Annotated in this window: 21 protein-coding genes and 2 tRNA genes; 15 read left to right on the forward strand and 8 right to left on the reverse strand. The window is 69.0% G+C overall.

Annotated features, from left to right (window positions below):
- Positions 1–42 precede the first annotated feature (42 nt).
- The 5 genes from H521_RS0100600 to H521_RS0100620 all read left to right on the forward strand — a co-directional run bounded on the left by H521_RS0100600 (position 43) and on the right by H521_RS0100620 (position 2,771).
- Positions 43–127, forward strand: a tRNA-Ser gene (locus tag H521_RS0100600).
- 82 nt (positions 128–209) lie between these two features.
- Positions 210–1,445, forward strand: coding sequence for an LCP family protein (locus tag H521_RS0100605; RefSeq protein ID WP_245560908.1), 1,236 nt, complete (start codon positions 210–212; stop codon positions 1,443–1,445).
- A 77-nt stretch (positions 1,446–1,522) separates the two neighbouring features.
- Positions 1,523–1,611 (forward strand) — tRNA-Ser (locus H521_RS0100610).
- Positions 1,612–1,697: 86 nt separating this feature from the next.
- On the forward strand, positions 1,698–2,243 hold the full coding sequence (locus tag H521_RS0100615; RefSeq protein WP_051159108.1) for a gluconokinase: 546 nt from the start codon (positions 1,698–1,700) through the stop codon (positions 2,241–2,243).
- A 99-nt stretch (positions 2,244–2,342) separates the two neighbouring features.
- A complete protein-coding gene (locus tag H521_RS0100620; protein WP_022891095.1) occupies positions 2,343–2,771 on the forward strand; it encodes a hypothetical protein in 429 nt (142 codons plus the stop codon).
- An 80-nt stretch (positions 2,772–2,851) separates the two neighbouring features.
- Here the strand turns inward: H521_RS0100620 and ku are convergent, their stop codons facing one another.
- On the reverse strand, positions 2,852–3,802 hold the full coding sequence (ku, locus tag H521_RS20625; protein ID WP_022891096.1) for a non-homologous end joining protein Ku: 951 nt from the start codon (positions 3,800–3,802) through the stop codon (positions 2,852–2,854).
- 67 nt (positions 3,803–3,869) lie between these two features.
- On the opposite strand from ku, the gene H521_RS0100630 reads away from it, so the two are divergent.
- A complete protein-coding gene (locus tag H521_RS0100630; protein WP_022891097.1) occupies positions 3,870–6,314 on the forward strand; it encodes an ATP-dependent DNA ligase in 2,445 nt (814 codons plus the stop codon).
- Positions 6,315–6,381: 67 nt separating this feature from the next.
- Positions 6,382–7,812: an NRAMP family divalent metal transporter gene (locus H521_RS20630; protein ID WP_169513952.1), complete on the forward strand. Its 1,431-nt coding sequence runs from the start codon at positions 6,382–6,384 to the stop codon at positions 7,810–7,812.
- A 16-nt stretch (positions 7,813–7,828) separates the two neighbouring features.
- Here the strand turns inward: H521_RS20630 and H521_RS0100640 are convergent, their stop codons facing one another.
- Genes H521_RS0100640 through H521_RS0100650 form a run of 3 tightly spaced genes read right to left on the reverse strand, consistent with a single transcriptional unit; the run spans position 7,829 to position 10,048 of the window.
- Positions 7,829–8,836 carry a DNA topoisomerase IB gene (locus tag H521_RS0100640; RefSeq protein WP_022891099.1) on the reverse strand — a complete coding sequence of 336 codons (1,008 nt, stop codon included), beginning with the start codon at positions 8,834–8,836 and terminating at the stop codon, positions 7,829–7,831.
- A gap of 9 nt (positions 8,837–8,845) precedes the next feature.
- Positions 8,846–9,112 carry a DUF7218 family protein gene (locus tag H521_RS0100645; protein ID WP_022891100.1) on the reverse strand — a complete coding sequence of 89 codons (267 nt, stop codon included), beginning with the start codon at positions 9,110–9,112 and terminating at the stop codon, positions 8,846–8,848.
- Positions 9,113–9,163: 51 nt separating this feature from the next.
- Positions 9,164–10,048: an SDR family oxidoreductase gene (locus tag H521_RS0100650; protein WP_026481736.1), complete on the reverse strand. Its 885-nt coding sequence runs from the start codon at positions 10,046–10,048 to the stop codon at positions 9,164–9,166.
- 260 nt (positions 10,049–10,308) lie between these two features.
- On the opposite strand from H521_RS0100650, the gene H521_RS26030 reads away from it, so the two are divergent.
- A complete protein-coding gene (locus H521_RS26030; RefSeq protein WP_169513953.1) occupies positions 10,309–10,473 on the forward strand; it encodes a hypothetical protein in 165 nt (54 codons plus the stop codon).
- Between the two features lie 74 nt (positions 10,474–10,547).
- Positions 10,548–10,940, forward strand: a complete 393-nt coding sequence (locus tag H521_RS20635) for a DUF7882 family protein (protein WP_022891103.1) — start codon at positions 10,548–10,550, stop codon at positions 10,938–10,940.
- A 17-nt stretch (positions 10,941–10,957) separates the two neighbouring features.
- On the opposite strand, the gene H521_RS20640 is transcribed toward H521_RS20635, so the two are convergent.
- Complete coding sequence (locus H521_RS20640; protein WP_022891104.1) at positions 10,958–11,503, reverse strand: SRPBCC family protein; 546 nt, start codon at positions 11,501–11,503, stop codon at positions 10,958–10,960.
- Between the two features lie 120 nt (positions 11,504–11,623).
- Positions 11,624–11,947, reverse strand: coding sequence for a DUF7882 family protein (locus tag H521_RS0100670; RefSeq protein ID WP_022891105.1), 324 nt, complete (start codon positions 11,945–11,947; stop codon positions 11,624–11,626).
- Positions 11,948–12,050: 103 nt separating this feature from the next.
- Here H521_RS0100670 and H521_RS0100675 point away from each other — a divergent pair, with 103 nt between their 5' ends.
- Positions 12,051–13,226: an alcohol dehydrogenase catalytic domain-containing protein gene (locus tag H521_RS0100675; RefSeq protein ID WP_022891106.1), complete on the forward strand. Its 1,176-nt coding sequence runs from the start codon at positions 12,051–12,053 to the stop codon at positions 13,224–13,226.
- Between the two features lie 42 nt (positions 13,227–13,268).
- Here the strand turns inward: H521_RS0100675 and H521_RS0100680 are convergent, their stop codons facing one another.
- On the reverse strand, positions 13,269–13,493 hold the full coding sequence (locus H521_RS0100680) for a hypothetical protein (RefSeq protein WP_022891107.1): 225 nt from the start codon (positions 13,491–13,493) through the stop codon (positions 13,269–13,271).
- A gap of 92 nt (positions 13,494–13,585) precedes the next feature.
- Positions 13,586–14,293, reverse strand: coding sequence for a DUF6766 family protein (locus H521_RS0100685; RefSeq protein WP_022891108.1), 708 nt, complete (start codon positions 14,291–14,293; stop codon positions 13,586–13,588).
- 126 nt (positions 14,294–14,419) lie between these two features.
- On the opposite strand from H521_RS0100685, the gene H521_RS0100690 reads away from it, so the two are divergent.
- From H521_RS0100690 to H521_RS0100710, 5 genes are all read left to right on the forward strand, one after another.
- Entirely contained in the window at positions 14,420–15,427 is a 1,008-nt protein-coding gene (locus H521_RS0100690) for a LacI family DNA-binding transcriptional regulator (protein WP_022891109.1), read from the forward strand.
- A gap of 194 nt (positions 15,428–15,621) precedes the next feature.
- The gene (locus H521_RS0100695; protein WP_051159145.1) at positions 15,622–17,304 is read left to right on the forward strand and encodes a glycoside hydrolase family 13 protein; all 1,683 of its coding nucleotides are present in this window, start codon (positions 15,622–15,624) and stop codon (positions 17,302–17,304) included.
- 76 nt (positions 17,305–17,380) lie between these two features.
- Positions 17,381–18,739, forward strand: coding sequence for an ABC transporter substrate-binding protein (locus tag H521_RS0100700; RefSeq protein WP_022891111.1), 1,359 nt, complete (start codon positions 17,381–17,383; stop codon positions 18,737–18,739).
- A 116-nt stretch (positions 18,740–18,855) separates the two neighbouring features.
- A complete protein-coding gene (locus H521_RS0100705; protein WP_022891112.1) occupies positions 18,856–19,833 on the forward strand; it encodes a carbohydrate ABC transporter permease in 978 nt (325 codons plus the stop codon).
- Complete coding sequence (locus tag H521_RS0100710; RefSeq protein ID WP_022891113.1) at positions 19,833–20,795, forward strand: carbohydrate ABC transporter permease; 963 nt, start codon at positions 19,833–19,835, stop codon at positions 20,793–20,795. The genes H521_RS0100705 and H521_RS0100710 overlap by 1 nt, the downstream gene beginning before the upstream one ends.
- Positions 20,796–20,833: the final 38 nt, after the last annotated feature.

Below are 20,833 nucleotides of genomic sequence, written 5' to 3' on the forward strand. Positions count from 1 at the left end.
TGTCCGCAGCAGCCTCGTCGACCGACGCGGCGTTGCAGGCATGGAGGGCTGTCCGAGCGGCCGATGGAGCTGGTCTTGAAAACCAGTGGGCAGTGATGTCTCGTGGGTTCGAATCCCACGCCCTCCGCGCGAAAACGACCAGACGAAAGGACACCGTGGCAGACGAGCTTCGTAGCAGTGCCCGGCGGGCCGCGTCGTCGACCCCAGTGGTGCGTCACGGCCGACTGAAGCGACGCAACGCCTGGAGGTCGGTCGCGAAGATCACTGCCTCCATCGTCGGCGTCGCGCTCGTCTCGGGCACCGCCGTCGCGGCGTACGCCGGCTGGGACCTGGCGAACACCGCGAAGCCCACCGTCACGCTCGGCAACGAAGACGTGCTCGAAGGCGTGCCCGATGTCGGCGCCATCGAGGGCGGCGTGAACCTGCTCCTCATCGGCAGCGACAGCCGCGAGGGGCAGGGCGGCGGGTTCGGGGATCCCGACGAAGAGACGGCCGTGCTCAACGACGTCACGATGCTGATGCACATCTCAGAAGACCACTCCAATGCGTCGGTGCTCAGCTTCCCGCGCGACATGCTGGTCGACGTGCCCGAGTGCGCCGACCCGGCCGACCCGACCGGCGAGCCGCTCAGCGAGCAGTACGGCGTGAAGATCAACTCCGTGCTCTCACTCGGCGGCATGGCCTGCGTCGTGAAGACGGTCGAGCAACTCGTCGGCGTCACGATTCCGTTCGCGGGCACCGTGCAGTTCATGGGCGTCGCGGGTCTCTCCGAGGCCGTCGGCGGTGTGCCGGTGTGCGTGGCCGAGCCCATCGAAGACGAGCACACCGATCTCTACCTCCCGGCCGGCATGCACGAACTGTCGGGCCTGCCGGCGCTGCAGTTCCTCCGCACCCGTCACGGCGTCGGCGACGGCAGCGACCTCGGCCGCATCTCGAATCAGCAGGTCTTCATGTCGGCGCTCGCTCGCACGCTGCAGTCGAACGGCACCCTGACCGATCCCGTGAAGCTCTACTCGATCGCGAAGGCCGCTCTCGCGAACATGCAGCTCTCCGACAGCCTGATGGACCCGACGCGCATGATCTCCATCGCGAAGGCGCTGAAAGACACCGATCTGAACAAGATCGCGTTCGTGCAGTACCCGACCGGCTACGTCGATGGCGGTGCCGCGCTGCTGCCGACCGATTCCGCCGACGCGATCAACTACGCCCTGCAGAACGACCTCCCGGTCGCATTCGACCCGACCGCCCAAGACACCTCGTTCGCGTCCGTCGGCGACCCCGCCGCCGTCGCGCCACCGGCTGAAGAAGCGCCAGCCGAAGAGGCGCCGGTCGACCCGGCGGCTCCCGCTCCAGCGCCCACCGTCGAGGCCCTGCCGAGCGACGTCACCGGCCAGACGGCGGCCGAGACCCGGTGCTCCGCCGGGCGAACACTCGACGACCAGTAGCCGTCGCCCGCCCGAATCGTCATCCGCGGCATCTGCGGGTTATGATGGCTCTCGCGTGTGCGTGCAAACGTTCACGAGGAGACGTCGCATAGTCCGGCCGAGTGCACCACCCTGCTAAGGTGGAGTCCCCGTAAGGGGACCAGGGGTTCAAATCCCCTCGTCTCCGCTCTTCAGATCAGCTTCCTGCACCGTGCGTGCAGCGCTGCGCGTGCGACACTCGAATGCTCGCCCGGAGACCGAGACCGAGAGCACATGACCCACGGCACGCAACCCGACACGACCATCCCGCTCATCGTCGTCTGCGGCGTCTCGGGCAGTGGCAAGTCGACCATCGGTGCCCTGCTGGCGGCGCGTCTCTCGGTGCCGTTCATCGACGGGGATGCCCTGCATCCCGCCGAGAACGTCGCGAAGATGTCGGCCGGCACCCCCCTCGACGACGACGATCGTCGCCCGTGGCTCGATCGCATCGCCGATGAGATCTCCGCGGCGCGCGAGTCCGGCACCGGCCTCGTCGTCGCCTGCTCGGCACTCAAGTCGGCGTATCGCGAGGTCATTCGCCGTGGCGCCGACGACGTCTTCTTCGCGCAACTGCTGCTGAGCGCCGACGTGCTGCTCGAGCGGGTGTCGAGCCGGCCGGGGCACTTCATGCCCGCGGCGCTCGTGCCGTCGCAACTCGCGGCACTCGAGCCGTTGGCCGAGGCCGAGTGCGGTGTCGAGCTCGACGCGGCAGCCGCACCCGATGACCTCGTGGCCGAGATCATCGCCGGGCACGCCGACTCGGCCGCTCGCGACGACTGACGAGCGTCGTCGAAGACTGCCCGCTCGACGAGTGTCGGCGGCCCTCAGTAGACTTCTCTGGTTACACGATCAGGGGGAATTGCCACCATGCAACGAATCATGTCTTCCACGGCGCTCGTCTTCGCGGGCGCGCTGCTCCTCTCGGGCTGTGCCGCCGGCAGCGACACCGGTGCCGAGGCATCAGCCGACTCGTGCGAGGTCGTTCGCGTCGAGGTGCGCGACATCTCCAACGGCGCGCAGAACGCGATCCTGACGGCGAGCGACCCGGCCGAGCTGCAGAGCTACCTCGACGGGCTCTCCGAGCGCGTCGATGCCCTGGGTGAGGAGGCCGCAGACGATTCTGCGGTCTCCGATGCGCTCGACGCGCTCGACGAGAAGCTCGACGCGGCCAGCGACTGGGCCGAGACGCTGCCGAGCGAGGCCGACGTCGAGGCCGGCGCCGAGATCGACGCCGAGGCGCAGTCGGCTCAGACCGAGGGCATCCAGGCGGCTGCCGTCAAGGTCACTGAGGTCTGCAAGGCCGAGTGATCATCGTCGGCTGAGTCGTGCGCCGTTCGCCGGTGCAAGACTCGGCCGGCGCACGCACGAGACGAGCGCGCGGCATCCGATCATTCGGAGGCCGCGCGCTTTCTCGTGCCTGCCGACTTCGCGGCCGACTTCGACGCCGACTTCTCGGTTGACGCCGACGATGCCTTCGCACCCGACTTCTTCTTCGCCGCGCTCGACGACCGCTTCGAACCGCCGGCTGACGTGCCGCCGGTCGACTTGCCGCCCCCGTCGCGCTTGGACGCTATCGATTGGCGCAGCGCCTCCATGAGGTCGATGACCTCGCCGCCCTTCTCTTCGGGCTCCTCGCCGAAGGTCGCCGCCGTGTCGACGCCCTCGCCCTGCTCGAGCTTCGCCGTGATGAGGGTGCGCAACTCCTGCTGGTACTCGTCGACGTACTGCTCGGGGTCGAAGTCGGAGACGAGGCTCTCGACGAGCTGCTTCGAGAGGTCGAGTTCCTTCGCCGAGATCTTCACGGGGTCGGAGAGCGAGGCGAAATCGGCCGCACGCACCTCGTCGCTCCAGAGCAGCGTCTGCACCATGAGCACGTCGCCGTGCACACGCAGTGCCGCGAGCCGGGTCTTCTGGCGCAGCGCCATCTGCACGATCGCGGTGCGATCGGTCGACTCGAGCGTCTCGCGCAGCAGCACGTAGGCCTTCGACGAGGCCGAGTCGGGTTCGAGGTAGTAGCTGCGGTCGAACATGATCGGATCGATCTGGTCGCTCGGCACGAACTCGACGACCTCGATCTCGCGGCTGCGCTCGGCGGGCATCGACTTGAGGTCTTCGTCGGTGATGATGACGGTCTGCTCGCCGTCGTCGTAGGCCTTGTCGATGTTCTTGTAGTCGACGACCTTGCCGCACACCTCGCACTTGCGCTGGTAGCGGATGCGCCCACCGTCTTCGTCGTGCACCTGGTGCAGTGACACGTCGTGGTCTTCGGTAGCGCTGTACAACTTGACGGGCACATTGACGAGGCCGAATGTGACCGCCCCCTTCCAGACGGCTCGCATGGGTCAAGTACACACCAGCCACACGCCCTCGCGATAGTCCCCGATGCGGGTGCGGCATGATGGGGGCATGGCTGAGGGCGCGCGCCAGCTCGTCGAGGTCGACGGCCGCCGCCTGCGGTTGACGAACCTCGACAAGGTCATGTATCCCGAGACGGGCATGACGAAGGGCGAGGTGATCTCCTACTACGCGGAGATCGCCCCCGTCATGGTGCCCCTCGTCGCAGGGCGCCCGGTCACGCGCAAGCGGTGGGTGCACGGCGTCGGCACGGCGGATGCCCCTGAGCCGCCGTTCTTCGAGAAGAACCTCGCCGAGCATGCTCCCGACTGGGTGCGCCGCGGCATCCAGCACCACTCCGATGGCGACAAGGCGTACCCCATCGCCGGCGACCGGGCGACGCTCGTGTGGCTCGCACAGCAGGCGTCGCTCGAGGTGCACGTGCCGCAATGGCGATTCGATGCCGCGGGGGAGCCGGCGAACCCCGATCGCATGGTCTTCGACCTCGACCCGGGCGAGGGAATGGGCCTTGCCGAGTGCGCCGAGGTGGCTCGTCTCGTGCGCTCGCTGCTCACCGGAATGGCGCTCGAGGCGGTGCCGGTGACGAGCGGCAGCAAGGGTATTCACCTCTATGCGGCGCTCGACGGCTCGCAGGGTTCCGACCAGGTCTCGGCGGTCGCGCACGAGCTCGCGCGAGCACTCGAGGCCGACCACCCCGAACTCATCGTGTCGAGCATGCGCAAGACACTGCGCACGGGCCGCGTGCTCATCGACTGGAGCCAGAACAACGCCAAGAAGACCACGATCGCGCCGTGCTCGCTGCGTGGGCGACCTCGCCCGACGGTCGCCGCGCCGCGCACGTGGGAGGAACTCGACGATGCGGATCTGCGTCAGCTCGAGGCATCCGAAGTGCTCGAACGGGTGGCGCAGTCGGGCGACCCGATGCGCGCCATCACCGAGCGCTCGCACGGCGGGCCGCTCGCCGAATACCTCTCGATGCGGAAGACCGGAGCGACTCCCGAGCCCATGCCCGCGTCGGCATGGGGCAGCCCGAGCGCGGGCGCGCCGATCTTCACCATCCAGGAGCACCACGCCCGGCGCCTGCACTTCGACCTGCGCCTCGAACGCGACGGGGTGCTGAAGAGCTGGGCGGTGCCGAAGGGGGTGCCGGAGACCTCGGGCACGAACCACCTCGCCGTGCAGACCGAAGACCACCCCATGGAGTACGCGACATTCGAGGGCACCATCCCCAAGGGGGAGTACGGCGCCGGCTCGATGACGATCTGGGACACCGGCACCTACGACACCGAGAAGTGGCGCGACGACGAGATCATCATCGACCTCGACGGGCAGCCCGGCGGCCCACTCGGCGGGCGGGTGCGGCTCGTCCTGATCAGAACCGACGGGCAGGGCGAGAAGAGCTCGTGGCTGCTGCATCGCATGAAAGATCAGTCGCCTGGTGGCGGACACGGGGGCGCGGGTTTCGAGACGCGTCCTCCTTCGTCGGGCGCTCCTCAACCAGCTGGGGGTGGGGGTGCGTCGGTCGCTCCTCAACCCGCGGTGGAGGAGCGACCGATGCTCGCGACAGCGGGCACCCTCGGCATGCTCGCCGGCGAGGAGTGGGCCCTCGAGTGGAAATGGGACGGCATCCGGGTGCTCGCTCGCGTCGAGGCGGGCGGCATGAGGCTGCGGAGCCGCAACGGCGTCGACATCACCGCGCGCTATCCCGAGTTCGCGTCGCTGCCGAGCGTCGTGCGCGGCGACGCCCTGCTCGACGGCGAGATCGTCGCGCTCGACGCCGACGGGCGGCCCGACTTCGGGCGGCTGCAGCAGCGGATGAATCTCACGAAGCCACGTGAGATCGAGCGGGTCGCGGCATCCGTGCCGGCCCGCCTGCTGGTGTTCGACGTGCTCGAGGTCGCCGGCGCCGCGGTCATCGACGAGCCGTACCGCGAGCGTCGCGCGCGCCTCGCGGGGCTCGTGCGCATGAAGCGCGGCGTTCCGGTCGAGGTGCCGGCGCCCGCGACCGGCGCCGCCGAGGAGGCCCTCGAAGAGAGCCGACGGCTCGGGCTCGAGGGTCTCCTGGCGAAGCGCCCCGGCTCCCGGTATCGGCCCGGTGCTCGCACCGCCGACTGGCTGAAGCTGAAGCTGACCCTCACGCAAGAGGTCGTGATCGGCGGGTATCGTCGCGGCAGCGGCACTCGCACCGGCCGCATCCGCTCGCTGCTGCTCGGCATCCCCGGTGAACACGGGCTCGAGTACGTCGGTCGAGTGGGGTCCGGCCTCGGCGAGATCGCGCTCGACCGGCTGCTCGCGGCGCTGCAGCCGCTCGAGCAGCGCGAGTCGCCGTTCGTGCAGGTGCCGGCCGCCGACGTGCGCGACGCGGTGTGGGTGCGCCCCGAACTCGTCGGCGAGATCGAACTCGGCGACTGGACGAACAGCGGCATGGCGCGGCACCCGCGCTGGCGGGGGTTGCGGCCCGACAAGTCGCCGTCCGAGGTCGTGCGCGAGGCCTGAACAGCACGCCGGTCGAGGCGAAGTCAAGCCGTTGGCTTGTCTGGGGCCGCGTCATACGGTGATGCCGATGAGCGAACACGGGCTGCGAGACGCAGATGCGGGCGACGACGACTCCGGCGACCGCCTGACGGCCGGCGACGACGCCACAGCGGATGCCACCGATGAAGCCACCGATGAAGCCACCGATGACGCCGGCGAACGCCCCAGCGGGGTGAAGCGGGTTCTGCGCCTACTCGGCCCGGGCCTCATCACCGGCGCCTCCGACGACGACCCATCGGGCATCGCGACCTACGCCCAGGCGGGTGCGACCTACGGGTACGGCACCCTCTGGACCGTGCCGTTCGTGCTGCCGCTCATGATCGCGGTGCAGGAGATCTGCGACCGCACCGCTTCGGCGACGGGCAAGAGCCTCGGTGCGCTCGCCCGCGACCGGTTCACCGGGGCCGGTCGGTTCGTCGTGCTCGTGTTGCTGCTCGCGCTCTTCGCCGCGAACGGCCTGAACGTGGCCGCCGACCTGCTCGCCGTCGGGGAGGGAATGGAGCTGCTGCGCGCGGGCCCGGCGCACCTGTGGAGCGCCGTGGCCGGTCTCGGCATCGGCGCCGTGCTCTTCTTCGGGTCGTTCGCGATGGTGGCGAAGGTGATCCGCTGGCTGTGCCTCAGCCTGTTCGCCTACGTGGGCGTGCTCGTCGTCGCGAACGTCGACTGGGGCGATGTGCTGATCGGCCTCGCCGGTTTCGAGTTCTCGTTCTCGCCCGCGTACCTCGGCATGATCGTCGCGATCCTCGGCACGAGCATCTCGCCGTATCTCTTCTTCTGGCAGAGCGAAGACCGGCTCGAGGAGATGCGCGATGCACCCGAGGGGGGCGACGACCCGGTGCCGCTCCGGCGACGGAGTGGGCGGAGCGCACGGCGACAGCTCGTCGACAGCCGCCTCGACGTCGTCATCGGCATGGTCTTCTCGGTGCTCGTGATGTTCGCGATCATCGTCGCGACGGCGGCGACGCTCGGTGCGGAGGGGAAGAAGATCGAGACCGCAGCGGATGCCGCGGCAGCCCTCGAGCCGATCGCCGGCCCCGCGGCATCCGTGCTGTTCGCCCTCGGATTCATCGGGTCGGGCCTGCTCGCCGTGCCCGTGCTGATCACGGCCGGCTCGGCCGCGCTCGCCGCGATGCTCGGCAAGCCGTGGAGCCTCGCCGCGAGCCCGCGCCGCGACCCGTTCTTCTACACGCTCGTCGGCGTCGGCACGATCGGCGGCGTCGGGCTCGCCCTCATCTCGGCCGATGCGGTGACGCTGCTCGTCTTCAGCGCGCTCATCAACGGCATCGTGGCGGCGCCGTTCCTGATCATGCTGATGATCATCGCCCGGAACCGCCGGATCATGGGCCGGTACCGGGTCGGCCGGCTCGCGGGCACCTTCGGGTGGATCACCGCCGGCGTGATGTCGGTGGCGAGCGTCATCGGCATCGTGCAGACGTTCACCGGTGGGCTCGGCATCTGAGCTGGGGGCACGGCGTTCATACGTCGTCGTCGGCAGGGCCGAGCAGCTCGAGCAGCCGGCGTTCACGATCGGGGCCGGATGCCACGACGATGCCGCGCTCGTAGGCGGCGAGCACTCGCGGGTCGACGTAGCTGGCCCGCGCTATCGATGGCGTGTTGCCGAGCACGCGCGACGTCTCGTCGATCGCCTCGCGGATCGCGGCCCGCCTCGCCCGCTCGGTGCCTGCCGGCCCGAGGGCGGCGAGGTGATCGGCGGCGACGACCGTGCCTCGCAGCGTGCGGAAGTCCTTGGCGGTGAAGTCGCCGCCGGTGCGCTCGCGGATGTCGCCGTTCACGTCGACCGGAGCGGCTGCGCGCATTGAGCGGCCCTCGGCCCAGGCGTAGAGCCGAGCGCCTGCCGAGCGAACGCCTGCGCGTTCGACGAACGTGGCGAGCGAGGCATCCGTCACCCGCAGGTTCTGTGCGATGCCACCTTTCGCCCGGAAGCGGAACCGCACCGTCTCATCATCGTCGAGCAGCGCGTTGCGCACCAGGAGCGTCGTGAGGCCGCGGCTGCGGAAGCCCGCGAGTGACTCCTCCGAACCGATGCGGATCGCTCCGAGATCGAGCGTGCGGAATGCGGCGGCCAGCACTCGCTCGCGAGTGAGACCATCGGATGCCTCGCGCCCATCGAGCCCGTCGAACGCGAGATCGCGCGCGACGCCGCGCCGGGCGCGCGGCAGTGCCTCGGCGAGCGCGGTCATGCGCAGGAACTTCTCGGCGTCCTGGCGCTCGCGCCACGCGGGATGGTAGAGGTACTGCCGCCGGCCCGCGGCATCGACGCCGACCGCGAGGATGTGCGCGTTCGGCGCATCCGAGATCCAGACCTCCTGCCACGCCGGCGGAATGGCGAGTTCGGCGATACGAGTCCGCTCGGCGCGCCCGGCGATGCCGCCGTCGAGGTGCACGTAGCCGAAGCCGCGACCGCGTCTCACCCGGGTGAACCCGGGTGAGACGTACGGCTCGACCCGTTTGAGGCGCGGCACCGGCGGCGCTCAGTGGTTGCGCAGCGCCGAGATGAGCTCGGCCTTGCGCTTGCCGCTGTAGCCCGTGATGCCGAGCTCCTTCGCACGCTTCTTCAGCGCGTCGACGGTCCAGTCGTCGTAATCGCCGTGCTTGCCGCCTTTGCGACCGACGGCGCTTCGACCCTGCTTGGCCGCCGCGTTCGAGATGCGGGCCGCCTTCTCCTTCGAGGCTCCGTCGTCGCGAAGCTCCTCGTAGAGCTCCGGGTCCTTCAGCGATGCGTTCTTGCGTCCGGGCATTTGTACTCCTCTCGTTCCTGGTTCTCCGACCCGCGTTCTCCGACTCGCGTCCTACAACCCGCGTCCGCCGGTGACCGGCAGCACGGCGCCTGAGACGTACGACGCGTCATCCGACGCGAGGTAGACGTAAGCACCGGCGAGCTCGGCAGGCTGGCCGGCGCGCCCGAGCGGGGTGTTGCGCCCGAACTCCGGCAGCTTGTCGGGCCACCCGGTGGCGGGAATCAAGGGAGTCCAGATCGGGCCGGGCGCGACGGCATTGACCCGGATGCCCCGTGGCCCGAGCTCTTCGGCGAGCGCCTTCGTGAACGCCACGAGCGCGGCCTTCGTCATGGCGTAGTCGACGAGGGCCGACGAGGGGTCGAAGCCCTGGATCGACGTCGTGGTGATGATGCTCGACCCGGCCTCCATGAGCGGCACCGCCGCACGGGCCAGGAACACCGGCGCGAACAGGTTCACGCGCACGACCGATTCGAAATCGTCGGTCGGGATCTCGTCGATGCCGCCGCGGTTGCGCTGGTGTGCGGCGTTCAGCACGAGCAGGTCGATGCCGCCGAACGCCTGCTCGGTGTGCTCGATGAGCTCCTTGCAGTGCGCCTCGCTGCGCAGGTCGCCGGGCAACAGCAGCGGATCGGTGCCGGCATCCGACACCCATTTGGCAGTCTCTTCGGCATCTGCCTGCTCGCTCGGCAGGAAGGCGATCGCGACGTGCGCACCCTCCCTCGCGAAGGCGATCGCGACAGCTCGGCCGATCCCCGAGTCGCCGCCCGTGATGAGCGCACGCCGGCCCTCGAGCCGGCGACTTCCGCGGTAGCTCTGCTCGCCGTGATCGGGCAGCGGTGACATCCGATCGGTCAGCCCTGGCGGCTGTTGCTCCTGTTTCGGGAACGGGTCGGTCGTGTGCTTCGTGGTCGGATCGATCAGCTGGTCTTCGGTCATGTGCATCCTCCTCGAATCACCGGCCACGGTACGCGTCGGCACCGCACCGTGGCAGGGGATTGACAGGCATTGGTGCAGCGCTCGGCGAGCACGCTCGGGTACCACGCCCCGCGAACGAGGGTCAACCCCTAGCCGCGCGATCGCGGCCTCCCATAGCGTCGAGGGCACGAGGCGTAGCCCCGCCTCGAGGTTCTGCCTACCGGGTGCGAACCGTCCTCCGTACCCGTCGATCACGGGGCGGAACACCTGAAGGAGTGATCATGAACATCCTCGTCGCCATCATCGCCATCGCCGCGGTCGTGCTGCTGATCACCGGCGGCGTCGTGCCCACGCTGAACTTTCTCATCTGGGTCGGCATCGCTTTGGCAGTCATCGCCGTGATCGTCTTCCTCGTGCGGTACATCGGCGGGAACCGCACGGTCTGACTCCGCGCAGCTTCGCACCGGACGGGCGGCCATCTGGCCGCCCGTTTCGTGTGTCCAGCCCGTATGCTGTCAGGGTGGGCACCCTGTATTACGGAGATTCCGGCACCCCGATCGGCATCGAGGACCGCGCTCTCGCGCACCTGAAGATCGCCATCACGACAAGGCTTCGCCGGGGCGAGTCATTCACGCTGTCGTGGAAGCATGCCGAAGATCAGCCTCGGGGTCGCAGCACGCTGTGGCTGCACGCCTCCATTCCGTTGCGATTCGTGTTCGACGAGCCCGAGGGCCCCGAACTCAGCCGGCAGTGGATCGAAGACCTCATGCGGTCTGCGAACAGCACCGGCGGCATCAAGCTCGTGCCCGAGCAGCTCGACACCGACCCGATCCCGACGAACGATGGCCAGCCGGTGCAGGTCGGTGTCGATGTGCAAGAGGTCGAGAGCGGCAGCGCGTCGGTCAAAGCCTGACGACGCGGCCGCGTCGCCTACGGGCGCAGGTCGGGATCGGTTCCGAATACCGCATCGTCCGACGGCATCGCTCCACCTGCCGAGAGACCACCCGTCGGGGTCGTGTCGCCCCCGTGGATCTCGCCTCGCCACGCTCCGGTCGCGCGGTCCCGATCCTCGATGAAGTCCTTGAACCGAGCGAGGTCGCGCTTGACCTGCATGTCGTCGAGCTGCAGGGCGGCGCCGGCCGCCTCGACGAAGCCCTCGGGCTCCCACTCGATCTCGAGGTCGATGCGGGTGCGATCGGCACTCACCGGGGTGAAGCGCACGCGTCCGCGGTGCACCACCTCCCCGATGCTCGACCACGCCACGTGGTCGTCGGGCACCTGATCGCCGATCTCGGCGTCGAACTCGCGCTTCACCCCGCCGATCGAGACGACCCAGTGCGTGAGCGCGTCGTCGATCTGCCGAACCTCGTCGACGCCGCCGAGGAACTCGGGGAAGGACTCGAACTGCGTCCATTGGTTGTATGCGACCCGCACCGGAGCCTCGACCTCGGTCGTCGCGGTCACTGTGGTGCTCATGGTGTGCCTCCTCGTTCGGGCGCGCGTTCGGCGCCCACCCAGTCACGGTAGGCAGGCCGTTCACGAGCCGCGAGGGGCTTGCCCCGTGCTGGGGCGGCTGCTATCAGAGCGGGCCGTGGGCTACTCGCCCTCGAACTGCTCGCTCTCGGCGGGCTCGGGAACGAAGTGCAGACCGGCGGTGCTGTTGGCCGAGAGCAGCATCTGCTCGACCCAGAGCCGGTTCAGCACGGGCGGCCGATTGCCGCTGAAGACGAACTGCAGCGGGATGGACTCGTGCAGCCAGATCGTCGTGCGACCGCTGCCGTTCTCGACCCCGTGTTCCCAGGTCATCGCGAAGCTCTCGGAGCGCCGGAGCTTGTTGAGGATGGCCACGCGCAGGTGGGCGAGCGTACGGTCGTCGATCTCGATCTCGCGCGAGGAGGAGTTGTAGATGAACTTGCCCATGCCCGAACTCTAGCCGCCGCCGGCATGCCCATGCACGGCGGCATCCGACTGTCTCGCTGTCAAGCCCCTGCAGTTCGCGCGGGGTCGCGACTAAGAACAAGGCATGAGAGCCGTCACCTGGCATTCCGCCCGTTCCGTCGAGGTCGACGAGGTTCCCGATCCGACGGTGGTCGAGCCCACCGACGCGATCGTGCGCGTCACCTCCACGGCGATCTGCGGTTCCGACCTGCACCTCTACGACGTGTTCGGTCCGTTCATGCACCGCGGCGACATCCTCGGCCATGAAGCCATGGGCGTCGTCGAAGCGGTGGGTTCGGCGGTGCAGCACGTGCTGGTCGGCGATCGCGTGATCGTGCCGTTCGTGATCGCGTGCGGCACCTGCAGCATGTGCGCCCGCGGCCTGAGCACGCAGTGCGAGACCACTCAGAACACCGAGCACGGCACCGGCGCCATGCTCTACGGGTACACCGAGTTGTACGGGCGCGTGCCCGGCGGTCAGGCCGAATACCTGCGGGTTCGGCTCGCCGACGCGAACGCCCAGGTCGTGGGCCGGGACCTGCCCGACGAGCGCTACCTCTTCCTCACCGACGTGCTGCCGACGGCGTGGCAGGCCGTGCGCTACGCGAGCGTGCCATCCGGCGGGTCGGTCGCGGTGCTCGGTCTCGGACCCATCGGTCAGATGGTCGTGCGCATCGCGGTGCACGAGGGTCTGCAGGTGATCGCGGTCGATCCGGTTCCCGAGCGACGGCTCATGGCCGAGCGCTACGGCGCGGCCGTGCTCGATCTCGACGACGAGACGCTGAGTCGCATCCGCGAGGCGACTCGAGGCCGGGGGCCCGACGCGGTCATCGACGCCGTCGGGCTCGAGGCGCACGGCAACCCCGCGACCGCGTTCGCGCAGAACGCCGTCGGGGCGCTGCCCAGCGGCATCGCGAAGCCGCTGATGACGAAGGCCGGCGTCGACCGCCTCGCGGCCCTGCACCTCGCGATCGAGGCGGTGCGCCGCGGCGGCACGGTGTCGGTGGTGGGGGTCTACGCCGGCAATCTCGACCCGATGCCGCTCATGACGATCTTCGACAAGCAGCTGACGATGCGGTTCGGGCAGGCGAACGTGCAGCGCTGGCTGCCCGAACTGCTGCCGCTCGCCGAAGCCGACGACGACCCGCTCGGCCTCGAGGATCTCGCCACGCATCGGGTGCCGCTCGCCAAGGCGCCCGAGATGTACGAGCAGTTCAAGGCCAAGGCCGACGGATGCATCAAGGTCGTGCTGAAGCCCTGACCCTGTTCTCTCGGAGCTGAAGGGGAGCGGCCCGTCGCCGGTTCAGATCACATGGCCATCGGGATCGAGCGGATCGTCGCGCTTCAGGCCGGGCTTGTGCGCGTCCAGCGGGTCGCCGTCACGTCGGCGTGCGTCGGGATCGCTGAGCGACGGGCCCTCGCCGCTCGAGGGCGGCAGGTCGCGGATGCGTCGGCGCACCACGTCGTCGTAGTCGGTTCGGTCGGGATCGGTGAGGGTATCGGGGGTCCGCCCTCGCGGCTCGCCCATGAGGGGCTCCTTTCGGGTGTGCGGGTGCAGCGGCATCCGCTCGTCTCACGTTAGGCACGCCCGTGCGGCCGCCGCCAGGGGATTGACCCGGCTCAGGCGCCCGTCTCATGATGGGCGGTCGCCACCGGCTTCGACTCGGGAGAACCGCGCTGACGCAGGTAGACCGACGCCCCGACGATCGCCGCCACCGCGAGGAATTCGCTCTGCCAGTTCTGCATCGACTCGAACCAGAACTGGGTGGTACCGAGGTACTCCCAGACGCCCACGCCGGGCAGGCCGTGCTGGATCTGTTCCTCGGAGTACACCTCGGCGCCGCCGACGGCATGCAGCCAGAACGAGAGCCCGAAGAGCACGAAGAAGAAGATCGCGAGCGAGTTCTCGTAGAGCACGAGGATGAATCCGCCCTTGCGCACCGGCCAGGGGGTGTCGGGGTGGATCCTCGCGTGCCGGGGGTCCTCGTCTTGCTCGGTGCGCTCGCCGATGGGCTTCGATTCCGACGACCCCTTCTGGAAGAGGAACACGGTGAGCACGACGTAGGCGCCCATCTGCAGGAACTCCGACTCCCAGTTCTCGAAGGTCGCCTCGATGAAGTGGCCGGAGCGCAAGTAGTCGCTGAACGGGATCGCCGTCGCGCCGTGTTCGAGCTGCTCCTCGTTGTAGACCTGCAGCCCGGTCACGGCCATGCCGGCGAGGCACAGCACGAAGATCGCCATGCACACCAGGAACAGGGCGTGCTCGTGGAACCAGCGCCCCACGCCCGGAGCGGGAGCGGTACGTGTCTCGGTGCGGGTTCTCGACATCACGCCTCCTCGGTGCACGCTTCGATCGTGGCGCCGCCCGCGCGGCCGCGACAAGGGCTTGACACCTCGGAAGAGGCATCCGGTCCGCTTGTCGAGTTCTTGCGTTCGCTCCCGTAGCATTTGGGCATGTCGAGAAGACTCGCGGATGTCGCGCGCAAGGTCGGGGTCAGCGAAGCCACCGTCAGCCGGGTGCTGAACGGCAAGCCCGGCGTCTCGTCCTCGACGCGCGATGCCGTGCTGACCGCGCTCGACGTGCTCGGCTACGAGCGGCCCACGAAGCTCCGCGGTGAGCGCGCGCGACTCGTCGGACTCGTCATGCCCGAGCTGCAGAACCCGATCTTCCCCGCGCTCGCCGAGGCGATCGGCGGCGGCCTCGCCCAGAACGGGTACACCCCGGTGCTCTGCATCCAAACGGCGGGCGGCATCTCGGAGTCCGACTACGTCGAGCTGCTCCTGCACCAGCAGGTCTCGGGGGTCATCTTCGCGGGCGGCGCCTATACGCAGGCCGACGCGAATCACGAGCACTACGAGCGGCTGCGCGAGCTGAAGCTGCCGACGGTGCTCGTGAGCGCGCCGGTCGACGGGCTCGGGTTCGCCACGGTCTCGTGCGACGACGCGACGTCGATGGAGCAGGCGTTCGGGCATCTCGTGCAACTCGGCCACGAGCGCATCGGCATCCTCCTCGGCCCGCGCGACCACATCCCGTCGCAGCGCAAGCACGAGGCCGCCCTGCGCATGGCCGAGCGGCACGGCATCGAACTCGGCGACGACCGTGTCGTGCACTCGCTCTACTCGCTCGAATCGGGACAGACGGCGGCGACGAAGCTGCTCGCGGCGGGCGTCACGGGCATCGTCTGCGCGAGCGACCCGATGGCGCTCGGCGCGATCCGCGCGGTTCGGCGGGCGGGGCTCCGGGTGCCGGACGACGTCTCGGTGATCGGGTACGACGACTCGGCGCTCATGAACTGCACCGAGCCGCCGCTGACCACCGTGCGTCAGCCCATCGAGGCCATGGGCAAGACCATCATCGAGCTGCTCATGCGGCAGATGTCGAGCGAGCGCACGATCGGCGACGAGGTGTTCTTCGCTCCCGAACTCGTCGTGCGCGGGTCGACGGCCCCGGCGCCACGCTGAGTCGCCGCGCGCCGCTTGCGTGATTCAAGCAAGCCGATGCCGCAATTCCACGCAAATCATCGCAAACTGATGTCGATTTGTTGAATAGTTGCATCATTCTGTTGCTCTCATTACGTTGACGGACATCGACGCTGTTGTCTCCCCTCGACACGGCGCCTCCGCCCCGTCGACTCGAGGAGACACGCAGCGTGACCATGCACCTCACGGAAGCCTCCGCCCCGGTTCCCGCCGCACTCGTGGAGGACCCGCTCTGGTGGCGCAGCGCCGTGATCTACCAGGTCTACGTGCGCAGCTTCGCCGACTCCGACGGTGACGGCACCGGCGACCTCCGCGGCGTGCGCAGCCGGCTCGGCTACTTGAAGGAGCTCGGTGTCGACGCGCTCTGGTTCAACCCGTGGTACCCGTCGCCCCTCGCCGACGGCGGCTACGACGTCAGCGACTACCGCGACATCCACCCGACCTTCGGCACCCTCGACGACGCCGAGCAGCTCATCGCCGAGGCGCTCGAGCTCGGCATCCGCACGATCATCGACGTCGTTCCGAATCACGTCTCGAGTGAACACCCCTGGTTCCAGGCCGCGCTCGCGGCGGGCCCCGGCTCGGCCGAGCGCGAGCGCTTCTGGTTCCATCCCGGCAAGGGGCCGAACGGCGACCTGATGCCCACCAACTGGGTCTCGAACTTCCAGGGCGACACGTGGACCCGCACGACGAATCCCGATGGCACGCCGGGGGAGTGGTACCTGCACCTCTTCACCCCCGAGCAGCCCGACCTGAACTGGAACCACCCCGACGTGCGCCGCGAGCACGAGGAGATCCTGCGGTTCTGGTTCGACCGCGGCGTCGCGGGTGTGCGCATCGACTCGGCGGGCCTGCTCATCAAGGATCCGGCACTGCCCGAGGTGCCGGTCGACGTCGCGCCCGGTGGGCACCCCACCGAGGACCGCGACGAGGTGCACGAGGTGTATCGCGCGTGGCGGCGCATCGCCGACTCCTACGAGGGCAGCCGGGTGCTCGTCGGCGAAGTGTGGGTGCCGGATGCCGCCCGCTTCGCGGCCTACCTCAGGCCCGACGAGATGCACACGGCGTTCAACTTCGACTTCATGTCGCGGTCATGGGATGCCGCGGAGCTCCGCGACTCGATCGACCTGATGCTCACGGCGCATGCGCCCGTCGGCGCGCCGAGCACGTGGGTGCTCTCCAACCACGACGTCACCCGCCCGGTCACCCGGTACGGCCGCGAGGACTCCTCGTTCGCGTTCGCGAAGAAGCGATTCGATACGCCGAGCGACCTCGACCGCGGCATCCGGCGCGCGCGGGCGGCCGCCCTGCTCACCGCAGCCCTGCCCGGCTCGCTGTACCTCTACCAGGGCGATGAACTCGGCCTGCCCGAGGCCGAGCTGCCCCGTGATGTGCTCGAAGATCCCATGCACTTCCGCTCGGGCGGCATCGACCCGGGGCGAGACGGATGCCGCGTGCCCCTGCCCTGGCGCGGCACCGAGGCGCCGTTCGGGTTCAGTCCGCCCGAGCCAGGTCTGAACGGCACCGTCGACGCGCCCTGGCTGCCGCAGCCCGCCGAGTGGGCGAAGCTCACCGTGCAGGCACAGGAGGCCGACCCGGCCTCGATGCTGTGGCTGTACCGGCAGGCGCTCCGGCTCCGCAAGCGCGAAGCCGCGCTCGGCGACGGCGCGCTCACCTGGCTCGAGACCGAGCCCGGCGTGCTCGCCTTCCACCGCGGCGAACGCTTCGTCAGCGTCACGAACCTCGGTGACCGCTCCGTCGCACTTCCCGAACACGAGAGCATCCTGCTCGCGAGCGCCCCGCTCGACGGCGGGCTGCTGCCCCCAGACTCCACGGCGTGGCTGCACCGCAGCGCCTGACCGTCGAGGCCGCGGCGCCCACCCGCCCGGCGCACCTCCGCAGCACACCTGAACACAGCACCGAAAGGACTGGACAATGAAGTCACCACGCAAGGTCGTGATCGCCGGCATCGCCGCGTTCGCGATGGTCGGCGCGCTCGCCGCCTGCAGCTCCGGGGGAGGCGACAGCGGCAAGGTCGAACTCCGCGTCGCCACGTTCCCGCCCGGCGCCGACCAGGCCGCCTACGACGCGTTCGCCGAGCAGGAGAAGCAGTTCGAGAAGCAGAACCCCGACATCGACGTCATCGGCGTCGAATACGAATGGGAGGGCCCCACCTTCGCCGTGCAGCTCGCCGGCGGCAGCCTGCCCGACGTCTTCACGGTGCCGTTCACCGACTCGAAGACGCTGCTCGAGAACGGCCAGCTCATGGACGTGACCGACGAGATCGAGGAGCTCGGCTACACCGACAGCTTCAACCCCGTGCTGCTCGACGGCGTCACCGACGCCGACGGCCGCATCTTCGGGTTCCCGCGCCAGGCCTACGCCATGGGCCTGCACTACAACCGCACGCTCTTCGAGGCCGCCGGGCTCGACCCCGACAGCCCGCCCACCACGTGGGACGAGGTTCGTGACGCGGCGAAGACCATCGCCGAGAAGACCGGCAAGGCCGGGTACATGCAGATGACCCAGAACAACACGGGCGGCTGGCAGCTCACTGCGGCATCCGCGGCGCGCGGCGGCAGCATCCAGGAGGACAACGGCGACGGCACGTACACCTCGACGATCGCGAACGACGGCACGAAGGAATCGCTCGAGTTCCTGAAGGCGCTGCGGTGGGAGGACAACTCGCTCGGGTCGAACTTCCTGCTCGACTGGGGCACCATCAACCAGGAGTTCGCGGCCGGCAACATCGGCATGTACACGACCGGTTCCGACATCTACACGGCGCTCGTTCGCGACTTCTCGCTGAACCCGGACGACTACGGGCTCACGGTGATTCCGATCGAGAACGAGGGCGGAACGCTCGGCGGCGGCGACATCGCGGTCGTGAGCCCGACGGTCGACGAGGGCACGAAGTCCGCGGCGATCACGTGGATCGACTGGTTCTACATGCAGAAGCTCCTGAACGAGGATGCAGCGGTGCTCGACGCCGAGACGCTCGCCGCGAGCGACCAGGCCGTCGGCACTCCGCTGCTGCCGGTGCTGAACCGCGAGGCCTACGAGCAGTCGCTCGTCTGGATCGAGCCGTTCATCAACGTGCCGCGCGACCAGATGACACCGTTCATCGACGGCATCTGGGAGCAGACCCCGGTCGGCGAGCCGAAGGGCAAGACGCAGGAGATCTACGCGCTGCTCGACCCCGTGGTGCAGGCGGTGCTCACCGACCAGAACGCCGACATCGACGCCCTGCTCGAGCAGGCCGACGCCGAAGCGCAAGCCCTGCTCGACGAGTAGCTCGATACTCGCCGGTCGAGTAGCGCCCGACGAAGGAGGACGCGTATCGAGACCTCCCCCCGGGTCTCGATACGCGCTCCGCGCTACTCGACCGGCGACTCTCTCGAAGGAACCTGATGACCATCACTGCGAAACCGCCCGCTGCGGCTCAGTCCGCAGTCGAGAGCGCTCCTGCCGCGACTCCGCCGCGCCGCACGCGGCCGCGGAACCTCCGCACCTGGGTGCGGGGCGGCGGCCTCTCGACCCTCGTCTTCCTCGCGCCGATGCTCGTCGTCTTCGCGATCTTCAGCTGGTCGCCGATCGTGCAGTCGATCATCATGAGCCTGCAGAAGACGAACCTGCTCGATGCACCCACCTGGGTGGGCCTCGACAACTTCGTCACCGTGCTGAGCGACCCGTTGCTCGGCACCGCCATCTTGAACACGCTGTACTTCGCCGCACTCGCCCTGCTCTTCGGCTTTCCGCTGCCCATCCTCGTCGCCGTGCTGATGAGCGAGGTGCGCCGCGCGAAGGGCTTCTACAGCGCGCTCGCCTACCTGCCGGTCGTCGTGCCGCCCGTCGTCGCGGTGCTGCTCTGGAAGGTCTTCTACGACGCGAGCCCCACCGGCCTCTTCAACACCGTGCTCGGCTGGTTCGGCCTGCCCGCCCAACCGTGGCTGCAATCGTCGGCGACAGCGATGCCGTCGCTCGTGCTCGAGGCGACCTGGGCCGGCGCCGGCGGGGCGATCATCATCTACCTCGCCGCGCTGCTCAGCGTGCCGCCCGAGCTCTACGACGCGGCCGAGGTCGACGGCGCCTCCATCTGGAACAAGATCTGGCACGTCACCCTGCCGCAGCTCCGCGGCATCCTCTTCATCATGCTGATCCTGCAGGTGATCGCGACCGCGCAGGTCTTCCTCGAGCCGTTCCTCTTCACGGGCGGCGGGCCGAACAACGCGACCGTCACCGTGCTGCTGCTCATCTACCGCTACGCCTTCCAGAACAGCCTCGGCGGCGACTACGGCGAGGCGACGGCGCTCAGCGTGATGCTCGCGATCGTGCTGGCACTGCTCAGCTGGCTGTACTTCAGGCTCACCAACCGTTGGAGCAGCTGATGACGACGACACCGACCGCACGGGACATCCGTCTGCCCCGGCTCTCGCTGAAGGGCCGCAGGGCGACGCGACCCGACGACGCGCGCGACCGCGGCATCGTCTCGGACTTCGACGGCAAGAAGCGGGGCGTGCGCCTCGGCATGGGCGGCGTGCACTTCGTGCTCTTCGTCGGCCTCGTCGTCGCCGGGCTCGGCCCGTTGCTGTGGCTCGCGAAGTCCGCGGTGACCCCGACGCAGGACACCCTGCGACAACCGCTCGCGCTCTGGCCCAACGGCATCGACTGGGCCAACCTGCAGTCGGCGTGGGTCGAGGTGCACATCGACCAGTATTTCTGGAACACGATCGTGATCGCCGCCGGGTCGTGGTTGTTCCAGCTGCTCGTCGCGACCACGGCCGGCTATGCGCTGTCGGTGCTGCGGCCGAAGTACGGGCCGGTGCTGAACGGGGCGATCCTCGCGACGATGTTCATTCCCGCGGTCGTGCTGCTCGTGCCGCTCTACCTGACGATCGTGAACCCGCCGCTGCTCGGCGACGTGTCGCTGCTCAACAACTACCTCGCGGTGTGGCTGCCGGCCGCGGCGAACGCCTTCAACATCCTGCTCGTGAAGCGCTTCTTCGACGCGCTGCCGCGAGAGGTGTTCGAGGCGGCGCGAACGGATGGCGCGGGGCCGTTCCGGCTCTTCTGGTCGATCGTGCTGCCGATGTCGAAGCCCATCCTCGGCGTGGTGTCGGTGTTCGCGATCATCGCCGCCTGGAAGGACTTCCTCTGGCCGATGCTCGTGCTGCCCGATCCCGCCGTGCAGCCGCTGTCGGTGCGACTGCCCGCGGTGCAGGGGTCGATCGAGCTCGATGTGTTCCTCGCGGCGCTCGCGATCTCGACGCTCATCCCCGTCGTGCTGTTCCTCCTCTTCCAAGGCGTCTTCCTGCGCTCCGCCGGCCTCGGCGGCGCGGTCAAGGGCTGAACAGCGAGGGCAGCGGATGCTGCGGCTCGCGTGGTGTC

The sequence above is a fragment of the Agromyces subbeticus DSM 16689 genome, from assembly GCF_000421565.1.
Classification (GTDB): domain Bacteria; phylum Actinomycetota; class Actinomycetes; order Actinomycetales; family Microbacteriaceae; genus Agromyces; species Agromyces subbeticus.

What these genes read in the sequence shown, in the direction of transcription:
- H521_RS0100615 (WP_051159108.1), top strand. Translation starts at nt 1,698, where the DNA reads ATGACCCACGGCACGCAACCCGACACGACCATCCCGCTCATCGTCGTC.
- H521_RS0100620 (WP_022891095.1), top strand. Translation starts at nt 2,343, where the DNA reads ATGTCTTCCACGGCGCTCGTCTTCGCGGGCGCGCTGCTCCTCTCGGGC.
- ku (WP_022891096.1), bottom strand. Translation starts at nt 3,802, where the DNA reads ATGCGAGCCGTCTGGAAGGGGGCGGTCACATTCGGCCTCGTCAATGTG.
- H521_RS0100630 (WP_022891097.1), top strand. Translation starts at nt 3,870, where the DNA reads ATGGCTGAGGGCGCGCGCCAGCTCGTCGAGGTCGACGGCCGCCGCCTG.
- H521_RS20630 (WP_169513952.1), top strand. Translation starts at nt 6,382, where the DNA reads ATGAGCGAACACGGGCTGCGAGACGCAGATGCGGGCGACGACGACTCC.
- H521_RS0100645 (WP_022891100.1), bottom strand. Translation starts at nt 9,112, where the DNA reads ATGCCCGGACGCAAGAACGCATCGCTGAAGGACCCGGAGCTCTACGAG.
- H521_RS0100650 (WP_026481736.1), bottom strand. Translation starts at nt 10,048, where the DNA reads ATGACCGAAGACCAGCTGATCGATCCGACCACGAAGCACACGACCGAC.
- H521_RS26030 (WP_169513953.1), top strand. Translation starts at nt 10,309, where the DNA reads ATGAACATCCTCGTCGCCATCATCGCCATCGCCGCGGTCGTGCTGCTG.
- H521_RS20640 (WP_022891104.1), bottom strand. Translation starts at nt 11,503, where the DNA reads ATGAGCACCACAGTGACCGCGACGACCGAGGTCGAGGCTCCGGTGCGG.
- H521_RS0100670 (WP_022891105.1), bottom strand. Translation starts at nt 11,947, where the DNA reads ATGGGCAAGTTCATCTACAACTCCTCCTCGCGCGAGATCGAGATCGAC.
- H521_RS0100675 (WP_022891106.1), top strand. Translation starts at nt 12,051, where the DNA reads ATGAGAGCCGTCACCTGGCATTCCGCCCGTTCCGTCGAGGTCGACGAG.
- H521_RS0100680 (WP_022891107.1), bottom strand. Translation starts at nt 13,493, where the DNA reads ATGGGCGAGCCGCGAGGGCGGACCCCCGATACCCTCACCGATCCCGAC.
- H521_RS0100685 (WP_022891108.1), bottom strand. Translation starts at nt 14,293, where the DNA reads ATGTCGAGAACCCGCACCGAGACACGTACCGCTCCCGCTCCGGGCGTG.
- H521_RS0100690 (WP_022891109.1), top strand. Translation starts at nt 14,420, where the DNA reads ATGTCGAGAAGACTCGCGGATGTCGCGCGCAAGGTCGGGGTCAGCGAA.
- H521_RS0100695 (WP_051159145.1), top strand. Translation starts at nt 15,622, where the DNA reads ATGCACCTCACGGAAGCCTCCGCCCCGGTTCCCGCCGCACTCGTGGAG.
- H521_RS0100700 (WP_022891111.1), top strand. Translation starts at nt 17,381, where the DNA reads ATGAAGTCACCACGCAAGGTCGTGATCGCCGGCATCGCCGCGTTCGCG.
- H521_RS0100705 (WP_022891112.1), top strand. Translation starts at nt 18,856, where the DNA reads ATGACCATCACTGCGAAACCGCCCGCTGCGGCTCAGTCCGCAGTCGAG.
- H521_RS0100710 (WP_022891113.1), top strand. Translation starts at nt 19,833, where the DNA reads ATGACGACGACACCGACCGCACGGGACATCCGTCTGCCCCGGCTCTCG.